This is a genomic window from Sphaerospermopsis sp. LEGE 08334 (assembly GCF_015207205.1).
Taxonomy (GTDB): domain Bacteria; phylum Cyanobacteriota; class Cyanobacteriia; order Cyanobacteriales; family Nostocaceae; genus Sphaerospermopsis.
Genome location: NZ_JADEXH010000002.1, coordinates 1 through 26,451 on the forward strand (window position 1 = coordinate 1; position 26,451 = coordinate 26,451).

The 26,451-nt window shown below is 37.8% G+C and carries 23 protein-coding genes; 11 read left to right on the top strand and 12 right to left on the bottom strand.

The genetic code is table 11. The features are described from left to right. The first annotated feature begins 120 nt into the window (after positions 1-120). Positions 121-1,077 carry a M48 family metallopeptidase gene (locus tag IQ237_RS01120; protein WP_194051432.1) on the top strand — a complete coding sequence of 319 codons (957 nt, stop codon included), beginning with the start codon at positions 121-123 and terminating at the stop codon, positions 1,075-1,077. Positions 1,078-1,247: 170 nt separating this feature from the next. On the opposite strand, the gene IQ237_RS01125 is transcribed toward IQ237_RS01120, so the two are convergent. Beyond that, positions 1,248-2,189 (bottom strand): AAA family ATPase, encoded by a 942-nt coding sequence (locus IQ237_RS01125; RefSeq protein WP_194051434.1) that lies wholly within the window; start codon positions 2,187-2,189, stop codon positions 1,248-1,250. Between the two features lie 253 nt (positions 2,190-2,442). Between IQ237_RS01125 and IQ237_RS01130 the strand changes: the two genes are divergently transcribed. Further along, on the top strand, positions 2,443-2,871 hold the full coding sequence (locus IQ237_RS01130; protein WP_194051436.1) for a hypothetical protein: 429 nt from the start codon (positions 2,443-2,445) through the stop codon (positions 2,869-2,871). Positions 2,872-3,066: 195 nt separating this feature from the next. Here the strand turns inward: IQ237_RS01130 and IQ237_RS01135 are convergent, their stop codons facing one another. Then, positions 3,067-3,663, bottom strand: coding sequence for a glyoxalase-like domain protein (locus IQ237_RS01135; RefSeq protein ID WP_193943924.1), 597 nt, complete (start codon positions 3,661-3,663; stop codon positions 3,067-3,069). Positions 3,664-3,882: 219 nt separating this feature from the next. Here IQ237_RS01135 and IQ237_RS01140 point away from each other — a divergent pair, with 219 nt between their 5' ends. Both IQ237_RS01140 and IQ237_RS01145 read left to right on the top strand, forming a co-directional pair. Beyond that, complete coding sequence (locus IQ237_RS01140) at positions 3,883-4,506, top strand: sigma-70 family RNA polymerase sigma factor (protein WP_194051438.1); 624 nt, start codon at positions 3,883-3,885, stop codon at positions 4,504-4,506. Between the two features lie 215 nt (positions 4,507-4,721). Beyond that, positions 4,722-5,837, top strand: coding sequence for a lipopolysaccharide assembly protein LapB (locus IQ237_RS01145; RefSeq protein ID WP_194051839.1), 1,116 nt, complete (start codon positions 4,722-4,724; stop codon positions 5,835-5,837). A gap of 73 nt (positions 5,838-5,910) precedes the next feature. Here the strand turns inward: IQ237_RS01145 and IQ237_RS01150 are convergent, their stop codons facing one another. From IQ237_RS01150 to IQ237_RS01160, 3 genes are all read right to left on the bottom strand, one after another. Next, complete coding sequence (locus IQ237_RS01150) at positions 5,911-6,675, bottom strand: hypothetical protein (protein WP_194051440.1); 765 nt, start codon at positions 6,673-6,675, stop codon at positions 5,911-5,913. Positions 6,676-6,984: 309 nt separating this feature from the next. Next, the gene (locus tag IQ237_RS26835; protein ID WP_375539893.1) at positions 6,985-7,455 is read right to left on the bottom strand and encodes a DUF2267 domain-containing protein; all 471 of its coding nucleotides are present in this window, start codon (positions 7,453-7,455) and stop codon (positions 6,985-6,987) included. 805 nt (positions 7,456-8,260) lie between these two features. Beyond that, positions 8,261-9,625, bottom strand: coding sequence for a cell wall metabolism sensor histidine kinase WalK (locus IQ237_RS01160; protein ID WP_194051841.1), 1,365 nt, complete (start codon positions 9,623-9,625; stop codon positions 8,261-8,263). A gap of 267 nt (positions 9,626-9,892) precedes the next feature. Between IQ237_RS01160 and ppk1 the strand changes: the two genes are divergently transcribed. Both ppk1 and IQ237_RS01170 read left to right on the top strand, forming a co-directional pair. Next, positions 9,893-12,058, top strand: a complete 2,166-nt coding sequence (ppk1, locus tag IQ237_RS01165) for a polyphosphate kinase 1 (protein WP_194051444.1) — start codon at positions 9,893-9,895, stop codon at positions 12,056-12,058. Between the two features lie 273 nt (positions 12,059-12,331). After that, positions 12,332-12,742 (top strand): response regulator transcription factor, encoded by a 411-nt coding sequence (locus IQ237_RS01170; protein WP_194051446.1) that lies wholly within the window; start codon positions 12,332-12,334, stop codon positions 12,740-12,742. A gap of 87 nt (positions 12,743-12,829) precedes the next feature. On the opposite strand, the gene IQ237_RS01175 is transcribed toward IQ237_RS01170, so the two are convergent. After that, positions 12,830-13,012 carry a hypothetical protein gene (locus IQ237_RS01175; RefSeq protein ID WP_194051448.1) on the bottom strand — a complete coding sequence of 61 codons (183 nt, stop codon included), beginning with the start codon at positions 13,010-13,012 and terminating at the stop codon, positions 12,830-12,832. A gap of 141 nt (positions 13,013-13,153) precedes the next feature. On the opposite strand from IQ237_RS01175, the gene IQ237_RS01180 reads away from it, so the two are divergent. Beyond that, positions 13,154-13,702 (top strand): DUF2854 domain-containing protein, encoded by a 549-nt coding sequence (locus tag IQ237_RS01180; RefSeq protein WP_194051450.1) that lies wholly within the window; start codon positions 13,154-13,156, stop codon positions 13,700-13,702. Positions 13,703-13,816: 114 nt separating this feature from the next. On the opposite strand, the gene IQ237_RS01185 is transcribed toward IQ237_RS01180, so the two are convergent. Next, positions 13,817-14,077, bottom strand: a complete 261-nt coding sequence (locus IQ237_RS01185) for a chlororespiratory reduction protein 7 (RefSeq protein ID WP_194051452.1) — start codon at positions 14,075-14,077, stop codon at positions 13,817-13,819. A 241-nt stretch (positions 14,078-14,318) separates the two neighbouring features. Next, a complete protein-coding gene (locus IQ237_RS01190) occupies positions 14,319-15,524 on the bottom strand; it encodes a histidine kinase (protein WP_194051454.1) in 1,206 nt (401 codons plus the stop codon). A gap of 126 nt (positions 15,525-15,650) precedes the next feature. Between IQ237_RS01190 and IQ237_RS01195 the strand changes: the two genes are divergently transcribed. Beyond that, entirely contained in the window at positions 15,651-17,171 is a 1,521-nt protein-coding gene (locus IQ237_RS01195) for a hypothetical protein (protein WP_194051456.1), read from the top strand. A 145-nt stretch (positions 17,172-17,316) separates the two neighbouring features. Further along, positions 17,317-18,726 carry an S-layer homology domain-containing protein gene (locus tag IQ237_RS01200; protein WP_194051458.1) on the top strand — a complete coding sequence of 470 codons (1,410 nt, stop codon included), beginning with the start codon at positions 17,317-17,319 and terminating at the stop codon, positions 18,724-18,726. A 43-nt stretch (positions 18,727-18,769) separates the two neighbouring features. Here the strand turns inward: IQ237_RS01200 and IQ237_RS01205 are convergent, their stop codons facing one another. From IQ237_RS01205 to IQ237_RS01220, 4 genes are all read right to left on the bottom strand, one after another. Then, positions 18,770-19,009: a DUF2283 domain-containing protein gene (locus tag IQ237_RS01205; protein WP_194051460.1), complete on the bottom strand. Its 240-nt coding sequence runs from the start codon at positions 19,007-19,009 to the stop codon at positions 18,770-18,772. A 13-nt stretch (positions 19,010-19,022) separates the two neighbouring features. Continuing rightward, entirely contained in the window at positions 19,023-19,274 is a 252-nt protein-coding gene (locus IQ237_RS01210) for a DUF4258 domain-containing protein (RefSeq protein ID WP_194051462.1), read from the bottom strand. Positions 19,275-19,879: 605 nt separating this feature from the next. Further along, on the bottom strand, positions 19,880-20,509 hold the full coding sequence (locus IQ237_RS01215; protein WP_194051464.1) for a (2Fe-2S) ferredoxin domain-containing protein: 630 nt from the start codon (positions 20,507-20,509) through the stop codon (positions 19,880-19,882). A 64-nt stretch (positions 20,510-20,573) separates the two neighbouring features. Next, positions 20,574-20,840: an Asr1405/Asl0597 family protein gene (locus IQ237_RS01220; RefSeq protein ID WP_194051466.1), complete on the bottom strand. Its 267-nt coding sequence runs from the start codon at positions 20,838-20,840 to the stop codon at positions 20,574-20,576. 388 nt (positions 20,841-21,228) lie between these two features. On the opposite strand from IQ237_RS01220, the gene IQ237_RS01225 reads away from it, so the two are divergent. Further along, positions 21,229-21,783 (top strand): Dps family protein, encoded by a 555-nt coding sequence (locus tag IQ237_RS01225; protein WP_194051468.1) that lies wholly within the window; start codon positions 21,229-21,231, stop codon positions 21,781-21,783. A gap of 902 nt (positions 21,784-22,685) precedes the next feature. Then, positions 22,686-25,967, top strand: coding sequence for a carbamoyl-phosphate synthase large subunit (gene carB / locus IQ237_RS01230; protein ID WP_194051478.1), 3,282 nt, complete (start codon positions 22,686-22,688; stop codon positions 25,965-25,967). The last annotated feature ends 484 nt before the right edge of the window (positions 25,968-26,451 follow it).

Below are 26,451 nucleotides of genomic sequence, written 5' to 3' on the forward strand. Positions count from 1 at the left end.
CTGCTAGAAAGCTCCCCTGCTTCTTCCCCAGTCCCCAATCACCACTCCCCAATCACCACTCCCCAATCACCACTCCCCAATCACCACTCCCCAATCACCATTCACTAACATCTTTACATTATGCCAACTTACAAAGGAATTTCCAGCGAAGCCTTCAGACATCCACTAGATCGCCAAGCAGAGGAAGCTTTACGCAGTTTACCGGGCTTTGATTTAATCGCTCGTAAATTTGTGGAATTTGTCTATGAACGTCCGCAATTAATTTATTTAATGGGCAATAATATCCAAGTTGGACCACGCCAATATTCCACTATTTACCAGATGTTTCGCGAATGTGTACGGGATCTGGATATTTACCCAGAACCAGCACTATTTATTTCACAAGACCCCCAAGCCAACAGCTACGCACTAGGGCAAGAAAATCCTTACATAGTAGTTAACACTGGTATACTCGACTTACTCAATGAAGCCGAAATTAGGACAGTATTAGCCCATGAACTGGGGCATATTAAATGTGGTCATACTATTTTAATTCAAATGGCGATGTGGGCAATGAGCGCCGCTTCTACCATTGGCGAATTAACCTTTGGTTTCGGAAATTTAGTCACTCAAGCTTTAATTTTTGCCTTTTTTGAATGGCGACGTAAAGCCGAATTATCCGCAGATCGCGCCGCATTATTAGTCATGGATGACCTCAATACAGTCATCTCAACCATGATGAAAATATCAGGCGGTAGTAATAAATATGCCCATGAATGTAGTTTACAAGAATTTATTCAGCAGTCAGAAAAATATCAAACACTAGATGATAATAGACTCAATCAAGTATATAAATTTCTCATGTATAATGGCGCTCAAGGAATGATGATGAGTCATCCTTTCCCTGTAGATAGAGTGCATTATTTACGCACTTGGGCAGGATCAGAAGAATATCAGCAAATTAAGCAAGGTAACTATCAACAAACCCCATCAGAAGGTGCAGTAAATGTTAAAGTTGAAACACCTGAAGATGAAGCAGAAAAATTAAGAAAACAAATTGAAGAATTACAACAAGAAATTGACAAAATGAGAAAGTGAGAATAGGTGATGGGTGATGGGTGATGGGTGATGGGTGATGGGTGATGGGTGATGGGTGATTGGTAATAAAATTTTGGATTTTGGATTTTGGATTTTGGATTGTATTTCATGAACTCCAATCTAAAATCTAAAATCTAAAATCTAAAATTTTCTTCCCCAGTCCCCAGTCACTAACTTTCTGGTTCACAGTCGGGAACACCTTCTCTAAATACCCGACTAGCGAGAATATCAGCCGCTTCAATGGTAATTAAATCTTGTTTATTTAATTTTTTGCCACTACTTAATAAACGATTAGCTTGACGCAAACGCGCCCTATCTATAGCATTTCTCACACTACGAGCATTAGCAAAATGGGGCATATTCTTCCGTCTAATTAAATATTCACGGAAAGCTGTTTCTGCATCTTCACTAAAACAATAGTTCTGATTTTTGACTATAGATTGAGCGATAATCATCAAATTATCAACACTATAATCATTAAACTCAATGTGTAACCCAATCCGGGAATTCATTCCTGGATTACTATGGAAAAAATGCTCCATTTGAGTTTTATAACCAGCAAGAATGACAACTAAATCATCTCGCTGATTTTCCATTACCTGCATCAAAATTTCAATGGCTTCTAAACCGAAATCTCCGGGATGATCAGGACGATATAAAGTATAAGCTTCATCAACTAACAAAACACCACCCATTGCATTATTTAACACTTCTCTGGTTTTGGGTGCGGTTTGTCCAATACCTTGCCCAACTAAATCATCTCTTGTTACTAAAATTACGCTTTCTTTGCGGATGTATTCTAAACGATAGAGAATTTCCGCCATCCGCATAGCTACAGTAGTTTTACCCATGCCTGGATTGCCCAAAAATGTCATGTGTAAACTAGGCGCACCTGCATCTAAACCCAGACTTTTACGAATACGGTCAACCAACAATAAGGCCGCCATTTCTTTAATCTTGTTTTTGACGGAATTTAAACCGACTAATTCCTGATCTAATTTATCAAGAATGTCTTGTACTTGAGATTCCCGGAAAGCAGTCTCTAAATCAATTTCTCTTTCTTCAGTAAGGTTATTGTTGATTGCGGTTTTTTCTAATACCTGTTCACTCATGACTATCACCTCTGATCATGACTTTTGATAATGACTTTGATGATAGCGTCAAGTTGGGAAATATAAAAGAATGTAATTCTAATACCTCTTATATATATTTCTTTATTATCAATTTCTGAATTTAGTCATAGAGAAAAAATATAGGTAATTGGTAAAATTTCACCGGGTTTTCAATCTCTGTCCCTAAACGTAGGAAAATTGTGAGGGTATGACTTATTCTCCAGTCTTAAATGTGATTTAGGTTTTTCTCAACATGAATATTCAATTGACAAAACGGTTATTAGCATTAGTGCTTGTTGTTTTTTTAGCTTTGTTATTACCAGAAATTACCATAGCTTCCGCTGATAGTTCATCTAGTTCATCTCAAGTCATTTTCACTGCATTTAGCGAAAATACTCAACATACTATTAATATTTCCGAAAATGATTTAACTCCCCAGGAACGTCAAAAACTGCAAGCTGTCCGTCAAAGACGCAACAAGGAAATTTTGGTAGTTTTAGATGTTGAACAACAGAAACAACTTGCCTATCATTTACATCATGGTAGTAACTTTAACGAAGCAATAAAAGCGGTTAATTTAAGCTCAGAGCAAAGGGATTTAATTAATGCAATTATGGATTTTACTAATTTGAAATTGCAGGGAATTTTTTCCCATCATGCTTTACTTGACCGTCGTCAATAAGTTTATAGCAATTCCCTTGAATTTAGTAAAGTAAAATATTTAGATACCCCTTATTCAGCAGTTCCCCGACTTCTTTTATTTCAGGACTTACGCAAAAAATAACGAAAGTAGGGGTAATTCATGAATTACCGCAAAAATCAGGTTTTTAGTCCAATCTTGCGTAAGTCCTATATTTATTGAATCAGCAAACCCTAACTAACCAGTAACTTCAGCCATTTCAATCACACGGCCTTCATAGTCCTTCACCAAAAAATTCAAAGGTTTTTGATTGCGAATTTTAAACTTTAAACCCCGCACTTCCACCCGCATTAAAATCAACTCCAAACAGTCATGGTCAAAACAAACATGACGCTGTTGATTTTTAGTTCCTAAACTCGCACCAGTAATAATGTGCAGTTGAGTATTTTTCTTTAATTGATACCATAGTCCATCACTGCCATTAGTCATGGTTTTATTAGACCAACTGGGACTAGAAGACATATAAAGCGGATCAATCCCCGTTGCACCAATAGTTTGTTCGTAGTTGTAGTAATAGTGCAAAGGTACTTCTGCTGCGGGCAAATCTAGCAAACCTTCATACAGTTGTCGGGCAATTTCCAAGTCTGACACCATCACAGTATAAACTTTGGGGGCGCTGGTAAGAAACATCCACATTGCACCAGCATAGGCCGCCAACAGCATAATCATAATGCCTTGGGTAGAGAAAAGGCTATCCAAAGGCAGGGAAGGTAAGAAAGAAGCTAAAGTCAAGGAACTATGCAAGATAGGTATCAAATTAGCTGCTATAACCATGAATAAATGAAGATTGTATAAAGGAGCGGCTTTTAGTATCGTCAATAAAGACTAGCATACGGCCATTTTTTTAGTTTATCTCAGGAACAGGGAACAGGGAACAGGGAACAGGTGACAGTTAAGAGTTCTTACCAATTACCAATTACCAATTACCCATTACCCATTACTGTTTACTAACATTGACTGTGTATCTTTTAACAACCATTTACTAAAACGCTTGTGCAAATACCATCCTTTCCTGAAGCTAACCATCCGCTGGTGAAGTCGCTGTTTCATCACAGTGATCAAGAATTACTGACTTTGTTGAGGCGCTATCCTGATCATGGCAAATACTTTACTGCTATTTTTTGCCGTTATAGCCCTATAGTCTATACTTTGATTCAACATTCGGCGCGATCGCCTGTCCAGGCAGATTATCTATTTGCGCTGACTTGGCGACATATATATTATGAACTCGGTGGACTATATTTAACTAACCCAGAAACAGGGGAAAAAGTATTAACTTTGCAAAACTGGTTAATCAACATTACAGCTTTTTGCATTAATGAAATTAAACTACCACCAACGGAGGCTATTCATTATTCACTTAAAGACACTTCGCCACCTTTATGGTGTTATATAGAACAGGCATTAGATCAAGTACCGCCATTATTGCGCTTGATTGTCTTAATGGCGCAAACTTTCCATTGGAGTGAAACTCGCATTTCTGCTTACTTACAAGCTGAAGGTGAAAAAATTTCTCCTCAAGAAGTAGCCAATTTGCTTCAAGAAGGTTATCGTATGCTAGAAGACAAATTACCAGCTGATCTTCGTGCTATTTACTTAGGTGAAGATATTGTTTAAGCTTAACTTAGGGATCAATGCAACAGCAGCTATTTTGCAATTATAGCAGGAATTATATCAGCAGTCAGAAGTCAGGAGTGAGATCCTATTGTAGTCAGAATTTCATGATCAATTGATGTCCTAAATATTCTGCCTACAGCTATAAAAATCAAACTTTTTTTTTGAATCATTTTATTTACAAACTATTTACAGCCGAAATTTCACGGTTAAGTTTTATGGAACAACAGCATTTTTTATCATGGCATAGCCTTGGCAACTTTAAGCCTTCCCTGTTTTTACAACAAATTAGTCAATGGAAACATGGGAATATTTACGCTTTATTAGCTTTATTATCTATTTCTGTTCTCATTCCTCAACAGGCAAAGGCTATTGAGATTACCAAACAACTTCATAGTCCTTTAAATCATCCTATTGGCAGATCCTTAAATGTTAAACCTATTCGAGAAAAAGCTGATAGATTACTGCGTTTAGGTCAACAACAATATGCTTCTGGTTCTGTGGAAAAAACTATTGAATCGGGATTACAGGCATTAGAAATATATCACTCTCTTGGTGATATGAAAGCCCAGGGAGTAACTTATGATTTACTCGCTGGTGCTTATCTGCAATTAGGTAATCTCAAAGGTGCTGAAGATGCTATCCGTCGCCGTTTGGGTATAGCTCGTGATAATCAGGATTTTCACAATCAGATTTTTGCACTTAATAATCTTGGTACTTTGTTTCTGCAAAAAGGCGAACCAAAAACCGCAGGACAAACTATTCAAGATGCACTTGTTATGGCTCGTAATCTCGAAAATATTGAAGGACAAGGACTTTCACTCAGTAATTTAAGTCTTGTATACACAAGATTAGGAGATTATAACAGAGCAATTAAATTAGCGGAAACTGCTTTAATTTTTCGTCGCAAAACAGGAGATGTAATTGGTGAAATTAACACCCTGAATAATTTAGGTGATGCCTATCTTTTCGCAGGAGATTATGAAAATACCATCGCCAGTTATGGCACAGCCATGCGGTTAGCAAAAATCAATTTTGTCCGTCCTGACGAATTACGAGCAATTGATGGTTTAGTCACGGCTCATACTGCTGTTGGTCGTTATAAACGGGCTTTGGAGTTGCTAGAACAAAGATTTGCGATCGCTCAATTTTTAAATAATCCCAGAGAAGAATTAAAATCTTTAGTATCCTCTGGTGAACTTTATGAAAAAATGCAGGATTATGCCAAAGCACGTAATTTTTATCAGCAAGCACTTTCACTAGCACGAAAATTAGACGACATCAAACTAGAAGCAAAACTGATGAACATTCTCAACGAATTAAAAGGACGGTAATTTATAAGGAGTCAGGAGAAAAACAATCTTTTTCTACCGATGTAACTGTTTTCTAATGACTAATAATTAATAACTAATTCAAAAATACTGATCCATTTGATTGAATTCTCATTGCACTTCTATCTTGGTTGACATCTGTTGTTTCTTTTAATATCACTTCTAAAATTCCTGTTTCTTCACCAGGTTTAGGTGTCACCATCAAAAGTCCCCCATCTTCCCGTTGAAATGTCACCGTTACAGGTGTGCTTAAACCGCGAAGGGTGACATCTGATTTACCTACTAATGTACGTGGTTCTGTATCACCAATTACTTGATACGTTATATCTGCCCTTGTATCATTAATTAACTGGATATTTGCTTTACCATTTGCTAAATCAATTTTGGTACTGGGTTCTTGTCTTTGTTCTGGTGCTGGTGGTTGTAGCACCCTACCGGAAATTGGAGGAGTTGGTAGTTGTTGCGTATCACTTCCTGGTATAAACCCCCGCTGGTAAAGATTATAAGGCGGTTCATTAAAAATACTAGGATTGGGATTAAGTGGTGATGGTGCTTCACCTCCAACACCTAAACCTCTTTGATCAGGTAATGGGATAACAGGAATTGGTATTATTCCTAGTTGCATGAGTCTGAGAGTTAAAGCATTAGGAGGACATCCTGCGGGAACTAATACCCTAGAATTATGTGGTTCTTCGTAGAAAATACCCGGACAAGGATTCACTTTAGAAGTCGGTTTTGGTGACATTTGTTGTGCTATTCCAACTTGAGGAATAACTGATAAACCAATCAGTAAACCACCGCAAATAGTCCCAATTAATTGATTATTTTTGGCAAAATTCATTCCTCTTACTCCTGTAATTTGATTTTAGATTTTAGATTTTAGATTTTGGATTTATCAATTGATAATTGTTTCATTCAAGGCTTCCGCCGTGAGCGTCAGCCGATAGCGTAGCGTGGCGTATGACTCCTACGTCGTCACGCAAGCTATAGCCATACGGTTTAAAACCTCCCCTTTGAAGGGGAAAAAACCAAAAAAAATCCGCTTTTTCAATCCTCTTCCTTTCAGGGAGAGGTCATTGTCAATTGTCCATTATTGACATCCCCTCTTCTCTCTTCCACTGTCACCTGTCACCTGTTCCCTGTCACCTTCTTAACCTTCTTCCCAAAGTTGGCGAATTTTATCAGGCAACCAGATGGAAATTTCTTGGATGATTTCTGGTGATAATTCGTCTTTTGTGGCAGAAAAAACAGCTTTAATTACTTGTTCTACTTCTACATTTGGTGGCATTCCACCTTCATTTGCAACTCGAAATAAAAAGCGATCGCTATCAATTCCTTTAAAGATTCCTATCGGTTGTAAAGGTGGACGTATGCGGCTTAAAAATGCCACAATTGGATTTGTATCATGCCATAAATCAGCAATTTCTAATTGCAGGGATTTATCTTTAGTTATTTCTGCTGGTTCATGCAGTTCTGCTTCTACTCTGTCAGCAGTTTCCGTATTCATTAAATCCCGCATTACCCGAAATACAACTTCTGTTAAATCTCTTGCATCAAAAATATCTGTCACTCCACTTTTAACCATCACCTTTTCTAAAAAAGGTAGATTTTTATCAGCAATAGCAACTCCTGGTTTTTCATTTGATACTTTTGATTTATTCTCTTCTAATTTCTCTAATAGCTTTTGTCCTTTTTCCGTCATTTCTGCTTTTTTAAAAGTAATCAAATGTGGTAATAGTCCATCCGTTGCGCCCAGAGTATTAGGAATTCGCAAATCAAATTCCTGGGGATGAATTAAATCAGGAACATCTTCTTGAGTTGCGTAAGCATTACCTGTAAACTCAGCATGGATATAATGCTTTTGATTTAAATAATCTAAATGTCCCAAAAATTCAGTGATAGTTATTTTATGTCCAGGAAAATCATCTTGATTAAAATGAACTTCGTGCATTCCCTGACCAGTTGTATTGATTTTTTTGAGTAAATTGTAAGTAACATCTTCTCTGATAGTAATTGGCATATAAATCCTCCCATGTTCTATATTTAACCAATTGGAAATCAATAGTAATAGGTAATAGGCATTTAAAACCAAAGTCGCTAAAATCAAAATCAATGATTTTATGGCACTTATGGAAATAAGTGAAATAAGTATTTTTCAAAGAAAAGAAATTTTAATTATGGGCATGAGTTTGGTTACACGCAGATTAATTGGTCTGATTAATTCGTCTGCGCTGCCTATGCTATTAATGTGCTATTAATCAGATTTACATAATCTTGATTGTCATTACAAAATCATATTAAATTAGGCAACTAGCGTTCTTCATCTATCACAAGAAACAAATGTTGCATCAAGATTGCATAAACTAGACATCAATATTGCATCTAACTCCTGACTCCTTGAACTCCTGACTCCTAAATTCTTAAATTTAATACTCCAGAGAGATGGGTAAAGTGACAATAAAAGTAGTACCTTTACCAACAACACTTTCAACTTGAATTTGTCCTTGATGATGTTCCACAATAGCTTGAGCGATCGCTAAACCCAAACCTGAACCCGTCATACTTTCCCGACTTTGATGAGAACGCGCTGGATCTACACGATAAAATCTATCAAATAATCTTGGTAAAGACTCACTAGGAATACCAATTCCCGTATCACAGATTTTAATTTGTAAACCAGTAAAACCATAACGCATTCCCGCAACTCTTCCTAACTCCACCTGTACCTTTCCTGTAGTTGGAGTATATTGCAAAGCATTACCAATTAAATTTGTAAATAACCTGACCAGTTCATCCCAGTTACCCATCACAGTAAACCAATTTTCCTGTAATTCTGGCTCAATTTCCCCTGGCGGATCAACTAAATTCAAAGTTAGAGAAATTTCCTTGTTTGTAGCTAAAAGTTGTTGTTCTTCCACTACTTCTATTAACAAAGCATCCACAGGACAAGGTGAAAATAAAACTGCACCAATACCACTATCTTGTCGTGCAAGAAATAATAAATCATTCACCAACCTACCCAACCGCTGAGTTAATCTTTCTACTAATTTTAACTGTTGACGATAATGAGAAATACTACTAGATTCTAAGTCTAAATCAGCCAACGCCACTTGTACATTAGTTTGAATTAAAGCGATCGGACTTCTGAGTTCATGGGAAGCATCAGCGGTAAACTGCTTGAGACGTTGGTAAGACTCCCCCACTGGTTCCATCGCTTTACCAGATAAAAACCAACCACTAGCAGCTACCGAAAGCACCATCAACCCAGTACCCAAACCCAAATCAAAAATTAGCTGACGACTGGGTTTAGTCACTTCAAACCAAGGATGACTCACGCGCAGATAACCTAAAACCTGTCTTCCCACCTCTACCCGATGGGTAACTTGTCGCAATAACAGTTCTGAGTCTCCCCATCCCCCCATCCCCACCACACGCACAGTTTCACCCGTATTACCATGAATAGGAATATTTAAAGGTTCGGAAAAAGTTGACCACCGTAATTCACCAGTGGGGCTAAACCATTCTAGGTCAATATGATCATCTTCCGCTGTATCAGCATTATTACGAAAACTCGCTTCTACATTGACGCGGAGTTTATCAAGTGGGAAGTTAACAAGTTCAATGACTAAAGAACGCTCTACCACTTCCACCACATGATTTAGGGTATCATCAATTCTTTCAATTAGAGTGCTGCGGACATATAAATACACCCCAGTGGCAAACAAGAGTAGTAAGATAGCAGTAACAGCAGTGTACCAAAGAGCAAGACGGCGACGAGTGGCTTGAAACATTACACTAGGGAAAGGGGAATAGGGAATAGGGAAAATAAAAGTTAAAAGTTTTTTCATCCAACTTACAACTTTTATCTTTCCTCATTTTTAAATATCTCTTAACCAAAAATTAATATATTAATTAGATTAATTAACTACCAACTATTAACTATTAACTATTAACTATTACCTCTTGCCTCCTGCCTCCTGCCTCCAGCATAGCTGCTTCTTACCTCTTGCCTTTTACCTCTTGCCTTCTGCGTGACATCTACTAGCCCATAATTAATTATGCCAAAATCTAAAAAGACTGCCCCTAGCATTAATCTGAATGATCCAAAATACTATATCAACCGCGAGTTAAGCTGGTTACAATTTAATAGTAGAGTATTACATGAAGCTTGTGATGATCGGACTCCACTACTGGAACGGTTGAAATTTTTGGCTATTTTTAGTTCTAACTTAGATGAGTTCTTTATGGTGCGAGTTGCAGCCTTAAAGCAACAGGTAGACGCTAAAGTAAACTCCTTAACTCCTGATGGACGCACACCCCAACAACAACTAGATGAAATTAGATTGCACCTGAGTCCGTTGGTAAAAAAACACAATGAACAATTTGAGCAGGTTCTACAACCGCTGTTGGCAAATCATGGTATTCATATTCTGAAATATATAGAAATGAATGACACACAGCGGAGTTATTTAGATAATTACTTTAAAGAACAAATTTTTCCCGTACTGACTCCTTTAGCTGTTGATCCTAGTCATCCTTTTCCCTACATTTCTAATCTCAGCTTAAATTTAGCTGTGGTGGTGAAAAACCCAGAAACAGAAGAAGAATTTTTTGCCAGAGTTAAAGTTCCTAATGTTTTACCAAGATTTATACCTTTACCATCAGAATTAGGAATTGAAAACAACGGAAAACAGGTTCATTGGATCGGTGTACCTTTGGAACAGGCGATCGCTCACAATCTAGAATACCTGTTTCCAGGGATGAATATTCAGGAATATCACCCTTTCCGCATTACACGGGATGCTGATCTAGAACTCGAAGAAGACGAAGCCGATGATTTATTATTAGCTATTGAACAAGAACTGCGTAAACGTCGCATGGGTGGAACTCCAGTTCGCCTAGAAATTCAATCCCAAACACCAGAAGTTTTACGTTCTCGGTTATTGCAAGATTTGGAATTAAATGAAAATGACATTTATGCAGTAGATGGTTTATTGGGACTGCGAGACTTAATGTATTTTATGGCTTTACCATTGCCAGAACTTAAAGATCCTCCACGTCAGTCCGTTGTTCCTTCTCGCTTACAGCGCCTCAGAGAACCCAGTATAGACCCAGATGTATTAGACGTAGAAGAAGGAAAAGATTTTTTTGCTGTAATTCGGGAAAAAGACTTACTGGTACATCATCCCTATCAATCATTTTCCGGCACAGTGGAGCGTTTTATTACCCATGCTGCCTGGGACCCTCAAGTATTAGCTATCAAAATGACTCTTTACCGGACTTCCGGAGATTCACCCATAGTTAATGCTTTAATTGCCGCCGCAGAAAATGGTAAACAAGTTTCTGTATTAGTAGAATTAAAAGCCCGGTTTGATGAGGAAAATAATATTTACTGGGCTAGACGTTTAGAAAGAGTTGGTGTTCATGTTGTTTATGGTTTAGTCGGTCTAAAAACCCATAGCAAAATTGTTATGGTAGTGCGCCGAGAAAAAGACCGGATGCGTCGTTATGTACATATTGGAACGGGAAACTATAACCCAAAAACAGCAAGACTATATACAGATTTGGGGTTATTAAGTTGTCGGGAAGAATTGGGCGCTGATTTAACAGATGTGTTTAACTTTTTAACTGGATATTCTCGCCAAAAAACCTATCGAGAAATATTAGTTGCACCTGTAAATATGCGCGATCGCTTTCTCGAACTAATTAACCGAGAAATGGAAAATGTCCAAAATGGATTTTCCGGGCGCATTGTTGCTAAAATGAATTCCCTCGTCGATCCGGAAATTATTACTGCCCTCTACAATGCTTCCCGTGCTGGCGTACAAATTGATCTGATAGTCCGGGGTATATGCTGTTTGCGTCCTGGACTCAAAGACCTCAGTGAAAATATTCGCATTATCAGCATTATCGGTCGCTTTTTAGAACACTCCCGCATTTTTTACTTCTACAACAATAATCAAGAAGAAATATATATCGGCAGTGCTGACTGGATGCGTCGTAATTTAGATCGTCGAGTCGAAGTGATCACACCTATTAGAGATCCAGAAATTGCTAAAGATTTGCAAGAAATTCTGGGCATTATGTTAGCAGATAATCGTCAAGCTTGGGATTTACAACCTGATGGTACTTATATCCAAAGACGACCCTGTGAAGATTGTCCTGAAGGTAATTCTCAAAAAATTCTCATGTCTATGGCTTTGCGTTCTACACATACCACATAAAAAGGGAACAGGGAACAGGGAAGAAAAATTTTAGATTTTAGATTTTAGATTTTAGACTTTAGCTTGGAGTTGACAAAAACAATCCAAAATCCAAAATCCAAAATCCAAAATAAAAAACTCCTGACTCCTGACTCCTGACTCCTCCTTCTTAACTTCATCATTTCTTTATACACAAACACCCGTTATTCATCCGTAGGATAGAGTTAAGACAGGCACTTACTCCCATACACTATAAATACTCTTGTATATAATTTTCAGTTTCCGGGAATGGTAATGTTGTCCTGTGAGTCTTTTTCCTTGCGCGTTCTATTGGTTGATGATCATGAACTAACTCGTTTAACCCTACAGTTCGCTTTTTCTGCTCAAGAGAATATGCAAGTTGTAGGTTTAGCTAGTAATGGTCAAGAAGCTATAGAAATGGTCAAAAGTTCCCACCCTGACGTAATTGTGCTAGATTTACATATGCCAGTTATGGATGGTTGGCGTGCTTCCGGTTATATTAAATCCATATCTCCAAATACTCAAATCCTGGCTTATTCATCAATAGATGATGCACACTTGCAACAAACAAAGGCAATGCCAAGTTTTGATGAAGTTTGTAAAAAAGATGTACCCACAACAGAACTCATCGCTTTGGTTAGACAACTAGGCCAGCGTGCTATCAACAATTCAGTTATGGATTAGGAAAGATTTTTTTAGGAAAATCAAGATCGTCGGCTGTACCGGAAAATTACGGTTGCCGACGTATATTTTGATTTTGCTTATTTTAGATTAATTAGTTTCTGATTCGGGAATATTGCGTCTAAATTCATCAATTAAATCATCTAATTCTTCTAAAGCTTGATTTACATCAACTCTCAAAGTGCCTAAATTTGGTTGTTCCAGAAGACTCAGCAGGTATTCACGTTTACTTTGAACTTTGGCAATTCGTTCTTTAAGTGTTTGTAGATCCATTGTTTTATTCCTATTTTACCTGTTCTTCATTAAACTTAACGCAAAATCGGCTAAAGCTGATCAATCAAGAATAGATCCCTGACTTCTCAAAGAAGTCGTGGATCTGGGTAAGATGTTAAGAAATGATCAACATTTCAAATCATGCTGGGCAAAATTTCTTTGGGAACACTCGGTTTAACCTTGGGTAGCATATTAACCATTGTCGGTTTCGTCGCTTATGCTGCTGATAACGCGACTCTCAACTTGGTGGGCTTTTTTTATGGTTTTCCTTTATTGCTGGGAGGTTTAGCACTCAAAGCTAATGAACTCAAGCCCATACCCTTTAGCCAACCTACCACAGAATCAGTATTAGCACTCAGAAAACAACAAGCTACTGTAACTCAAAATAAAATCCGCACTGACATCACTAGATTTTGCTACGGACAAGAAGCTCATTTAGACCGGGCGTTGATTTACTTAGGTTTGAGTCCTAACGATGAAGAACGTCCAGTAGTGATTGGTTTAAGAGAAATAGAAGTTAACGGTGCTTATTCCTTGATTTTAGAATTTGATTCGCCTTTTATTCCTCTTGATATTTGGCTACAAAAACATGAGAAAATGACAAAATATTTTGCGCCTAATGTTGATGTGAAAATTACACAACCTGATGAAGATAGAATTGAACTAGAGTTAATTACTACTCAAAATTAATGGGTAATGGGTGATTCAATTTTGGATTTTGGATTTTGGATTTTGGATTGTTTTTGTCAATTCCAATCTAAAATCTAAAATCTAAAATCTAAAATTTTCTTTCCCAGTCACCAGTCACTTTTCTAATCTCACAGCATACCACTGTAAATATTTTCCTGGTCCTACATCTAATTCACAACTGGTATCAATTAAATATTGTGCTTGTTCTGTGACAGAATCAAATTTCTGTATATCAGGGGTTAAGTCATCAAAAGCCAGTTTTTTTAAAGTATTTTCCAGCTTTTCTAATAATTCTAATTTCGTCAAAAATTGTTCTTCCTGGTTAGTTTCGAGAACAACAAAGTTATCCTGTTCATACATTAATGGATGTGGCATTTTTTAGGTAATTGGTAATTGGTAATTGGTAATTGGTAATTGGTAATTGGTGATTGGTAATTGGTAATTGGGAAATAAAAATCCTGACTCCTGACTCCTGACTGGGAATTTTAGATTTTAGATTTTAGATTTTAGATTAAAAAAATTTGGTACAGGTCTAGGTTATTCAGGACGGAAAAATTGTCAATCCAAAATCCAAAATCGTCAATCCAAAATCGAGTGACTCCTGACTCCTGACTAATTAAGATGGATAAACTGGTAAAGTAAAATGAAACCATGCACCACCATGAGGATTTGCATCTACCCAAATTTGACCATAGTGCGCTCTAATAATACGTTGACATAAAGCCAGACCAATGCCATAACCATCTGTTCCTTCATCTCGTTGCAGACGGAAATGATTTTCAAAGATGCGATCGCGGTTTTCTGGGGGAATACCAGGACCCGTATCACCAATACTAAACTGTACTTTTTGGGTGGTGCGGTGTAGTCCGGCTAAACTAATCATGCCTCCTTCGGGTGTATATTTAATAGCATTATCCAATAAATTTACTAAAACTTGACGGATACGCTCAGGATCGGCATATATATAAGGTAAATCTTTGGGGATATCTGTTTCTATTTTTTGAGATTTGCTAATATAGCGATCGCGTAATTCTTCCAATACTTCATAACTAAGTTTTCCTAATTCTACTTTTTGTGGTATAATGTTAAATTCTTTATCATTTCCCCTTCCCACTTGTAACAAGTCAGCTATCATCCGGTCAATGATTCGTGTTTGATTACGGGCTTGTTTTAACAAATGTTCAGCCATAGCTGGTTTTAAACGGTGAAATGCTCCCTTTTCAGAATTGTAGTTATTTTGAAGCGTTTCTATAGCTATAGCAGCAGCAGTTAAAGGATTACGGAGGTCATGGGCTAACATTGCCATTACCCGGTCTTTAAATTGTAACTGTTCTTGCAGTTTCTCTTTTTCCTGCTTCAAGTTAAAAATTTCATCTGAAAGCTTGATCAACTCCGCAGAAACAGCAACAGAATGTATGGTAGATGTGGGTAATGTTGCCCGCACATTCTCATCTTTGAGTTCTTGTAAGTCTTCCTGTAACTTTAAGAAAGCGTCTACAGCAACTTGCCAGCGAGGCCACCAGTTTTTTAATTGGGTTATAATATTGCTTCCCGCCAGAGTCTGTTGAGGTTCTGGATGGATTTTGATTAAAGCGGGCGTTGCTACTAATTTAAAATGTTCCGCTAAATACGGTTGTTGCCCGACATCAATAATTTGTAGTTCAAAACTATACTCTGTTTCTAATTCTCTTAAATAAGAGCGTATGCGCTGTACCTGTTGTCGGGACTTTGGTCGTCCATCGACAAAAAGCAACAGTTGGAGTGGAGCCTCAGAATAGATAGGCTGATCCTGGGAAACTTGCATGTAATCTTGTTTCAGCACTGGTAACAACCTGGCGACGCTTTACAGAAAGTAAAATAAACTGACGGTTGTCGATGGTCGTTGTTTTCTTCCAATTTAATATCTATTTTAGATTTTTCATACACCCATCAGATTGGCATTTTTGACATGAGAAAAATCTTTGTGGGACTTTCACTGTCTTTGACGCTGGGTTTTACTCCCAGTTTTGCCTTAGCTCTGGAATATAAGTCTCAGTTAGACCTGAGTCAGAGTGTTGATTCAGTAGAAGGAGAAAATATATTTTATACCAAAGCTATGCAGCTAGTACAACAGCAGATTTATTTAATTGCTCGACTTGAGCAAGCACTGAGCAGTTCAGACCCCAACAGAATGAGATCCGTGAGGGGGCAATTAACTGTTTATACCCATTCTGTAGAAACTTTTCTCAAACGTCAGTACCCAAGTCCGAAAACTTTGTGTACCGCAAAAGGAGAGTTGTCTCAACAGTCTGATTTAACTGTGCAGTTAACTGATTCTCAATTACAAATTTACTGCTATTTGTATGCTTCCAACCAGGAATTGTTAAAATTATCCCCAGTTACAGATCGGCTGTTGTCTCGACGAGGTGAGTTAGGTTTGGTGAGAAAGTTACCCTTGGTTTCTGGAGAAAGACAGTCAGATCCGGTAATTTCCATTGCACCAGTACAGCGTCCTGATCTTAGTAAACCAGCAACACCTTTTATTCGTAAAGAACCAAATTTAACTTCTTCCCCATTACCAGTGGTTGGCAGCCCGGCAAAAACAGCTATAGCTAACTATAAACCGCCTATCCAGCCCGCGATCGCACCACCAGAGGAAGCTATCACCACTCTTAGAACTGCCAATCAAATCTTGCAAGCAGCCCAAAAAAGATTTCCTGACAACATCAAATTTATCAATCCACAGGAAGACGCAGCGACACTAGACCGTTTTGCTTACGACATTGATTCCCAAGAAAAACAAATCTACGCTCAGTTTTTGCAATTGCCTAACACGGGCATTTTTCGAGTGTTACATGATTCAGCCTACCGTCGTCGGCCGAATACCTTCCAAAATCGATTACAACCAAGTGTTATTGAGCGTTATCCTTTTCCCTCTGTGGGTGAGGGTAAGGGAGATTTTACTCCTAGTTTAGCACTGAAAATGATTGACGATAACTTCCAGTTATTCCCTCAAGGAATAGATTATGGTTTTATCGTTAATATAGGTGATGTACCTTTAGAAAAATTGGATGGTAGACTACAAACTCTTGATCTATCAACGCGGGACTTTTTTCTCAACTACCAACCACCGAGAGAGTTAAAAGCCTTACAGGTAGATAGAAGGCGGTTTATTACAGGTAAAAATCAAAATTGGCAACAGTCGCAAATTTATTTGAGTGGTGCTAAAGCGGAAGTAAATAAAACTTATTTAGTGCGATCGCTCCAATTTCAACTCCCAGAAATCATCTCAGAACGTCAACCCGTACGCCGCGAAAATAGCCGTATCAGGCAACAATTAACAGAAGTGCCTAGTAGTGATACTATCATAGCCTTTCGTGCCGTGCGTCGCCGTCCTGATGGCAGCTACACTATTCTTTGGCGAGTTCTCAACCAGTTACCCGCACCGAAAATAGATGATTTAGAAAGATATGTGATTGGCGATCGGTAATTGGTAATGGGTAATTAATTATTTACTGTCACCTGTCACCTGTCACCTGTCACCTGTCACCTGTCACCTGTCACCTGTCACCTGTCACCTGTTCCCTAAAATGCTAATGTAGAAATTGATAATAAATATATATTTGTGATTTACTGTGGTGTTTTATAAACGTCCTGCTATCTTTTTGAGTATGGCTGTTTTACTTTCTACTTTAACAGCCTGTGCTAATGGTCCTACTGCCAAAAATTTAGAACAGTCTTTAGCAGCAGATCCCAGACTGCAAACAAATACTGGGGTTTTTGGTGAAAACAAGAATCAAGAAATATCAACTGCACCTAAAATTGAATTACCTGCTGATTTTCCTCAAGAAATTCCTATTTATCCCAATGCTAAGTTAGCAGAAATTAAACCTGCAAATAATAATTCAGATAATTCAAATAATTCAGAAAATCAACCTGAAAATCAACCTAAAAATATAATTGTAACTCGTTGGCAAAGTGCAGATCCTAGTAATATGATTGCCAGCTTTTACAGCAGTGAGTTTAAAAATCAGAATTGGCAAATTTTACAACAACCAAAAGATGATACAGAAGGAACTTTTGAAGTTAAGCGGAATGATTTATTGTTGAAAGTAGCAATTAAACCAAAAACCGTTACAAACCCAGCACCAAATCAACCACAAACAGCTACAGAATTAACAATTGAATATACATCTAATAATAGTAATAATATTGCTACAAATTCCGTGACAAATTCTCAACCCGAAAAAACGCCATTTATTGGAACTGTTTCACCAGGGATTGATGTTGCTAAAAAACCAACAAATACAGAAAATCCAGAAATCGAAAATTCACAACCTCAAGAATTTACTGATTTAAATAAAGTACCACCGGAATGGAGAAAACAAATTGAAGATTTAGGTAAATTGGGTGTTTTGTCAATTGCTGCAAATCCAAGTACAAGTAATAGCAATTTAAACACTACAAATAATCAACAATTTGAACCTGATAAAATCATCACTCGCAGAGAATTTGCACGCTGGTTAGTAACTGCAAATAATGTCATTTACGCTAATAATAGTGCCAAAAAAATCCGTTTAGCATCCACAACTACACAACCAGCTTTTAGAGATGTTTTACCCAATGATCCTGATTTTCCCGCTATTCAAGGATTAGCAGAAGCGGGATTAATTCCTAGTACATTATCTGGAGATGCAACCGCAGTTTTATTTCGTCCTGATACACCTTTAACTAGGGAAAATTTATTACTGTGGAAAGTTCCTTTAGATACTCGTCAAGCTTTACCGAATGCTAATTTGGAAGCTGTTAAACAAACTTGGGGTTTTCAAGATACAGAAAAAATTGATCCTAAAGCATTAAGAGCAATTTTAGCTGACTTTCAAAATGCAGAACAATCAAATATTAGGAGAGTTTTTGGATATACTACTCTTTTTCAACCGAAAAAAGCTGTAACTCGTGGAGAAGCTGCTGCGGCTATATCTTATTTTGGTTTGCAAAGTGAGGGAATGTCAACTACTGAAGCTTTGAAGTTGAAGGGTGAGTAATTTGTGAGAGTGAGGATTTTGAGGATTTAAGGATGTAGTTAAATTAAATTAATAACTTAATTTCTGTAGATTCTCCTAATGCTTCATTAACTAAAATCAATTTACCTTGTTCATAAGTTCCTAATTGTTGATTAGCATTGAGGAGTTCAATACCATAAATTGTACCATCTGGGGCAATATCTACATTCATTTGTTCACTTACTTGAATTGTTTCTACCTGTCCAGTTTTCTCTTTAAGATAGATGTATGCTATATTATATCTGGGATCGTAGGAAATTTTCATGGCTCTTGTACCTTTAAAAATATTTAACGATAACAGTAATTACTAACCAGTCTTCCCCTTCTTGAACAGCAATTACTTCTACTTTCTTCATAGCATAAAATTTACCATTCCATTCAGCATTAAAAGGGAAACTACGTCTAAATCCAGTTCTATCATATTGGGCTGTAAAAGTTACACCACCTTCAACTGTAGCAATAACTTCTTCCTCTGTTGCACCACGTTCAATTAATCTTGCTTGTGCATGGGGATGCAACTTGACATTCATAATTTTTTTATTTTATCTATTGTTGAGTTAAAAAATAATCTAAAGTTTAATTCCTATTTTTTCAAATTCCTTCTGTTTGGCAAATTTTTAGATTGTCTGAATCAGGACACCCTTTGGGAAGTCAAAATTCAAAATTTTTTTGTCTGAATCAGGATGTCCAGGATTTGAGGATTTACAGGATGTTATTTGAATACTATTATTTTCTGATTTAATAATCTGATTATATCATCTTTTTTTGGTTCTTCAGTACATAGTATGCAAAATCAATCTCAAAAAACTGCGGAAGGCTTAATATACATAAGACATAAGCTACAGATATTGGATATTTTTACAAAAATTGCCTCTTTACCCTGTTCCCTGTTCCCTGTTAAGAGTTCCCTCTTTCAGACTGGTAATTTAGCATAACAAGTACGGTAGAACCCTTTTTTTAAATGTATTTTCTTTCTTTTCAGAGAAATCAGCATAATATCAACTAATTGTTAAATAATTGTCCCTTCTTTTAGACAAGATAATTAAAACCCACAAATCATCAATGAGAGAAAATGAGAGAAAATCAAACATCCTGTAAATCCTGAAATCCTGTAAATCCTGATTTAAACAAACAATTAAACTTCCATAAACTGCGGAGATTTAATTTCCGCATCCTCACCAAAATGCTTATCTACCAAAATAGCAACTTGTGAAGGTTGAACTTTAGTATACCGGGTTTTATCTGGCATGACTAAATTAGGTCCAGCCTTACAATTTTTCATGCAACCAGTACCTTTAATGTTAACTGTATCCTGTAAACCGCGATCGCTCAACTCAGATTCCAACACTTGACACAACGCTTTACCACCGCGTTTCATACAATCAGATTTTTGACACATTAATATAGTTTGCTTTTTCGCTGTTTTGGGTTTACTCGTTTCCGGTGCTAAAGACACTCTTTCCATATTTAAATTAGGCGCAATTATTTCTACTTCAGAACGCCCAGCCATTACCCGTTCAGCCTTTAGCGTGACTTCCTCTTTTTTAGCGTCATACTTTTTAGTACCTACCACCTGTAACCAAGTTCCACGGGGTAAACGCAAATCAAAAGCTACCCGTAAATGCTTGGCTAATTTTACATAACATTCACCCTCAGAAGTCGCTAATAATAAACCTTTCAACTTATAACCATCTTTAATGACAAAATCTAAAAATCTACCTTCAAGGCAAAATTCCGATACTTCTACACCAGTATAGATACTCATCTTTCGTTCACCCAAGATTAACTAACTACAAAGGACATCAAGGAAAACAGGTAACTATGCAAAATTACAATGCTTGATAACGTAACCGCAAACAGTCTTTTAAATGACAAATTAAATCTTGACGAGAAGCTTTAACTTGTCTCACGACACTCCAAACTTGGATAGCTATTTGCGGGTTAGTAATTTCTACCTGCAATGGTTGGTTACTCTGACAATGACAAGAAATATCTAATTCATTTAAGCGTTGATAAACTTGCCAACGATCAGTCCAACTCACATCAATAACGTGCTTTATTCCTAATTGTGAATTATGTGAATTAGAGAATTTCAAGTGAATTACCCTCAAAGTGCAACAAAATAGCAGTAAATAGAACAGAATAACCCCCTGTGACTGGGAGTTTATTGGACTTGATCCTTATCAACCAGAATAGCGTAAGTGCAAATTATTGTCATTAAATTTGAAAAATATTTTCATAAAATTTGAACCACCACACCCCAAAGTAGTTATACACAATGTGTAAATAAAGTCAAGGATATTGGCAAACAAAAAGAGATGAAATTAATAGTTAAAACCAGACATAAAAGGAAAATGAATACTTGCAGCGATAAAAATTAGAAATTCTGTCATATTTAATAGACTGGCTTTAACATTTTTTAATGTTAAGATATAAAAAAATCGGCAGTTGAAAAAAAACAACTGCTACAAAGCGAGGAGAACCATGTCTGATACTCAAACTTTGATTCAAAATTTTGGTCAAGTATATGACAACCCTGTATTACTAGATCGCAGTGTCACCGAACCAGTAATTGAAGGATTCAATATTGCATTAGCTAGTTTTCAAGCACTTTACCTACAGTACCAGAAACATCATTTTGTAGTTGAAGGTGCAGAATTTTATTCACTGCATGAGTTTTTTAAAGACAGCTACGAGGAAGTTCAAGATCACATCCATGAAATTGGTGAACGTTTAAATGGTTTGGGTGGTGTTCCCGTAGCTTCTTTTAGCAAACTGGCTGAAATGTGCTGCTTTGAACCAGAAGCAGATGGTACATTTTCTTCCCGGAAGATGATAGAAAATGACCTCGTAGCAGAACAAGCAATGATTAGCTTAATTCGCCGTTTAGCCTCTCAGGCTGAGAGTTTGGGAGATCGGGGGACAAGATATCTCTATGAACAAATCCTGCTAAAGACAGAAGAAAGAGCTTATCATTTAGCACATTTCTTAGCTAAGGATAGTTTAACATTAGGTTTTGTTCAAAGAACCACAAACTAAATTTAACCTCATCTTAAACTTCTGCATTTACATAGATGCAAAATTTAGTAGAGTAGATTAGAACTGAAAATAAAAAATTGGCAGATAGGTAAAACCACACCTGAGTTACCTATCTGTCGTTTTTTGTATTTATCAGTGCAATTATTGTTAATTATCTAAAATGCAAATATTTGTCATTTGCTGATCAAATAGGACTTATGCAAAACAGTAGGGGTAATTCATGAATTAACCCTACGAATAAAATATCACTAAAAATCATGTTTAACAGTTATTGAAAATTAATTTCAGGAAAATTTATTAACTCGAAAGCTATAAATTCTCAAAAACAATCCGAAAAATAGGATAATCATAAAATCAACATTCACCCCAAAAGCAAATATTCAGGAACAAATCTCAAAATAGTTGCAAACTATTTAGGAGTTACGCAAAAGTTACGGAAGAATGAACCGCAGAGGCGCAGATAAATCAGAGGTAAGATAGTTTAAGAGAGATTTTGGGTAAGTCTTGACTTTTTTCCTTTGTGTCTTTGCGCGAAACATGAAGAATGAACCACGAAGACACGAAGGACACGTTCACCGAAGGTGTTCCCGAAGGGTAGGTAAGAGGTTTTAAGAGAGATTTTGGATCAGTCTTGACTTTCTTCCTTTGTGTCTTTGCTCCTTTGCGTCTCTGCGCGAAACACAATATCTGGAAAATGGAATTATTCAGCTATTCTTTTACATCTGCGTTTATCTGCGTGTATCTGCGTTAAATTACTCAAGATAACCGAAAAATTAGGCTACACTGTTAAAAAACTTACCTAATCACTAGGACTTGGAAAACTTAATAATAAATATAAGGACTAGGGGTAAAGACCCTTAAAATAGTCAAGATTTGTATTTTCGTGATCTAAAGTAAAAACTATGCCTCGTCGTCAAGATATCCGCAAAATTCTTCTGTTAGGTTCTGGTCCTATTGTCATTGGCCAAGCTTGTGAGTTTGACTATTCTGGTACTCAAGCCTGTAAAGCTTTACGGGAAGAGGGTTTTGAGGTGGTGCTGGTAAACTCTAACCCAGCTACTATTATGACTGATCCAGAAACAGCCGATCGCACTTATATCGAACCTCTGACACCAGAAATAGTAGAAAAAGTCATTGCTAAAGAACGTCCTGATGCCCTTTTACCAACTATGGGCGGACAAACTGCTTTAAATCTTGCAGTTGCTTTAGCAAAAAATGGTGCTTTAGAAAAGTATAACGTCGAATTGATCGGTGCGAAGTTACCAGCTATCGAAAAAGCTGAAGATCGGAAACTGTTTAACGAAGCGATGGATAAGATCGGGGTGAATGTCTGTCCTAGTGGTACAGCGTCAACTTTAGAAGAAGCTAAGGCGATCGCAGATCGGATCGGATCTTATCCTCTCATCATTCGTCCTGCTTTCACAATGGGTGGTACTGGTGGCGGTATCGCTTATAATAAAGAAGAATTTGAAGTTATGGCACAGGTTGGTATTGATGCTAGTCCTGTTTCTCAAATTCTCATCGATCAGTCTTTACTCGGTTGGAAGGAATATGAACTAGAAGTGATGCGGGATCTTGCGGATAACGTTGTCATTATCTGTTCTATTGAAAACTTCGATCCGATGGGGATTCATACAGGTGATTCTATCACAGTCGCCCCTGCCCAAACTCTCACAGATAAAGAATATCAACGTCTGCGGGATATGGCGATCAAAATTATCCGGGAAATAGGTGTAGAAACTGGTGGTTCTAATATTCAGTTTGCGGTGAACCCGGTAAATGGGGATGTGGTAGTTATTGAAATGAACCCCCGTGTTTCCCGGAGTTCTGCGTTAGCTTCTAAAGCAACTGGTTTTCCGATCGCAAAGATGGCCGCAAAGTTAGCTGTGGGTTACACTTTGGATGAAATTAGTAATGATATTACTAAGAAAACCCCCGCTTCTTTTGAACCGACTATTGACTATGTAGTGACGAAAATTCCCCGGTTTGCGTTTGAAAAGTTCCCTGGTTCTGATCCGGTGTTAACTACACAAATGAAGTCTGTGGGGGAAGCAATGGCCATAGGAAGAACTTTTAATGAGTCTTTCCAAAAAGCTATGCGGTCCTTGGAAACTGGCCGCGCTGGATGGGGTGCGGATAAACCAGAGAAGTTACCCAGTGGGGAACAAATTCGCGCTCAGTTACGTACTCCTAACCCAGAGAGAGTTTTTGCTTTGCGTCATGCGATGCAGTTAGGTATGAGTAATGAGGAAATTTACGAACTAACAGCGATAGATCCCTGGTTTTTGGATAAATTACAGCAAATTCTGGAATTTGAGAAGTTCTTAAAACGCACTCCTTTACAGCAGTTGACAAAAGAGCAAATGTATGATGTCAAGCGTAATGGTTTTAGCGATCGCCAAATTGCCTACTGTACGAAAACCACGGAAGATGAAGTCAGAGCATATCGTAAACAGTTAGGTGTTATCCCCGTTTACAAAACTGTGGATACTTGCGCTGCGGAGTTTGAAGCGTTCACACCTTATTATTATTCTACCTACGAGGAAGAAACGGAAGTTTTACCCACTGATAAACCCAAGGTGATGATTTTGGGAGGTGGTCCAAATCGCATTGGTCAGGGGATAGAATTTGATTATTGTTGCTGTCATGCGGCATACTCTTTGAAAGCTGCGGGTTTTGAAACCATGATGGTGAACTCTAACCCGGAAACGGTTTCTACTGATTACGATACTAGCGATCGCCTCTATTTTGAACCTCTGACTAAAGAAGACGTACTCAACATCATCGAAGCGGAAAACCCTGTAGGTATTATCGTCCAATTCGGTGGCCAAACCCCGTTAAAGTTAGCAGTTCCTCTACAACAATATCTACAGGAAATAGGGAACAGGGAACAGGGAACAGGGAACAGTAGTAATACCCAAATTTGGGGTACATCTCCTGATTCTATAGATATGGCAGAAAATCGGGAACGGTTTGAAAAGATTCTTCAAGAATTGAATATTGCTCAACCGCCTAATGGTATCGCTAGAAGTTATGAAGATGCGTTAATTGTCGCTAAACGGATCGGTTATCCCGTTGTAGTCCGTCCTAGTTACGTTTTGGGCGGTCGAGCGATGGAAATAGTCTACTCTGATGCAGAGTTAGAAAGATATATGAATTTTGCAGTGCAGGTAGAACCAGATCATCCGATTTTAATTGATAAGTTCTTGGAAAATGCCATTGAAGTGGATGTAGATGCGATCGCCGATCATACGGGTAGGGTCGTTATTGGTGGCATCATGGAACACATTGAACAAGCGGGTATTCACTCAGGAGATTCTGCTTGTTCTCTGCCTTCAATTTCCCTCTCTCCCGCAGTCCTTCATCAAATTAGAACTTGGACTGTACAACTGGCAAAAGCTTTATCAGTTGTGGGTTTGATGAATATTCAATTTGCCGTAGTTGGTGCAAATAGCTATTCTCCTCAAGTCTACATTTTAGAAGCTAACCCCCGTGCATCTCGCACTGTTCCCTTTGTGTCTAAAGCAACAGGCGTACCTTTGGCTAAGTTGGCATCTTTAATTATGTCTGGTAAGACTTTAGAGGAATTAAACTTTACTCAAGAAGTAATTCCCTCTCATATAGCTGTGAAGGAAGCGGTTTTACCCTTTAATAAATTCCCCGGTACTGATACCATCTTAGGTCCTGAAATGCGTTCCACTGGGGAAGTAATGGGTATTGATGCTGACTTTGGGCGGGCATTTGCTAAAGCGGAAATGGGTGCAGGAGAGAAATTACCCCTCCAAGGTACTGTATTTGTGTCTATGAGCGATCGGGATAAAGCTTTGGTTGTGGATGTGGTGAAAGAGTTTATCAACTTGGGTTTTCATATTATCGCTACCCAAGGTACACGCCAATATTTGAAGGAGCAAGGTTTAAAAGTTGAGCAAGTGCTGAAACTTCATGAAGGTCGTCCTAATGTGATTGATGTGATCAAAAATCAACAAATTCAGTTAATTATTAACACACCTTCAGGGGAAGAAGCCCGTACCGATGGACAACTTATCCGCCGTACAGCTTTAGCCTACAAAATTCCCATTATTACCACAATAGCAGGTGCGCGGGCAACAGTAGCCGCTATCCGTTCCCTGCAAAACACCACCCTTGATGTGAAAGTCATTCAAGAATATTGTCCCATAGGGTAATGGGTAATGGGTAATGGGTAATTGGTAACTGGTAATTGGTGAGAATCAACTTTTGCCTTTTGCTTTCTTGCTGTTCCCTGTTCCCTATTACCTATTACCTATTACCTATTACCTCTTCACTGTCACCTGTCACCTGTCACCTGTCACCTGTCACCTGTCACCTCGTCCCGAAACATTAAGCAATTATTATAGGCAAATCATTATAGTTAATATTGAGATATTTTAACAAATATGAGGAAACTATCTGCTTCTCATTTTTCGTCCTGACTCCTGACTCCTGCTTCAAGAGGGCAACCACAGGGGTTGCCCCTACGACTGAACTCCTGCCTCATGCCTCAAGAGGGCAACCACAGGGGGTTGCCACTACGGCTGAACTCCTATTCCTATAATATTTCAGTACAATTACGACATAGCCTCACCTGATGTAACCAGGAATTTTCTAGTTACTCGGTAGTCAAGCTTTTTTCATAAATGTTACAATTGT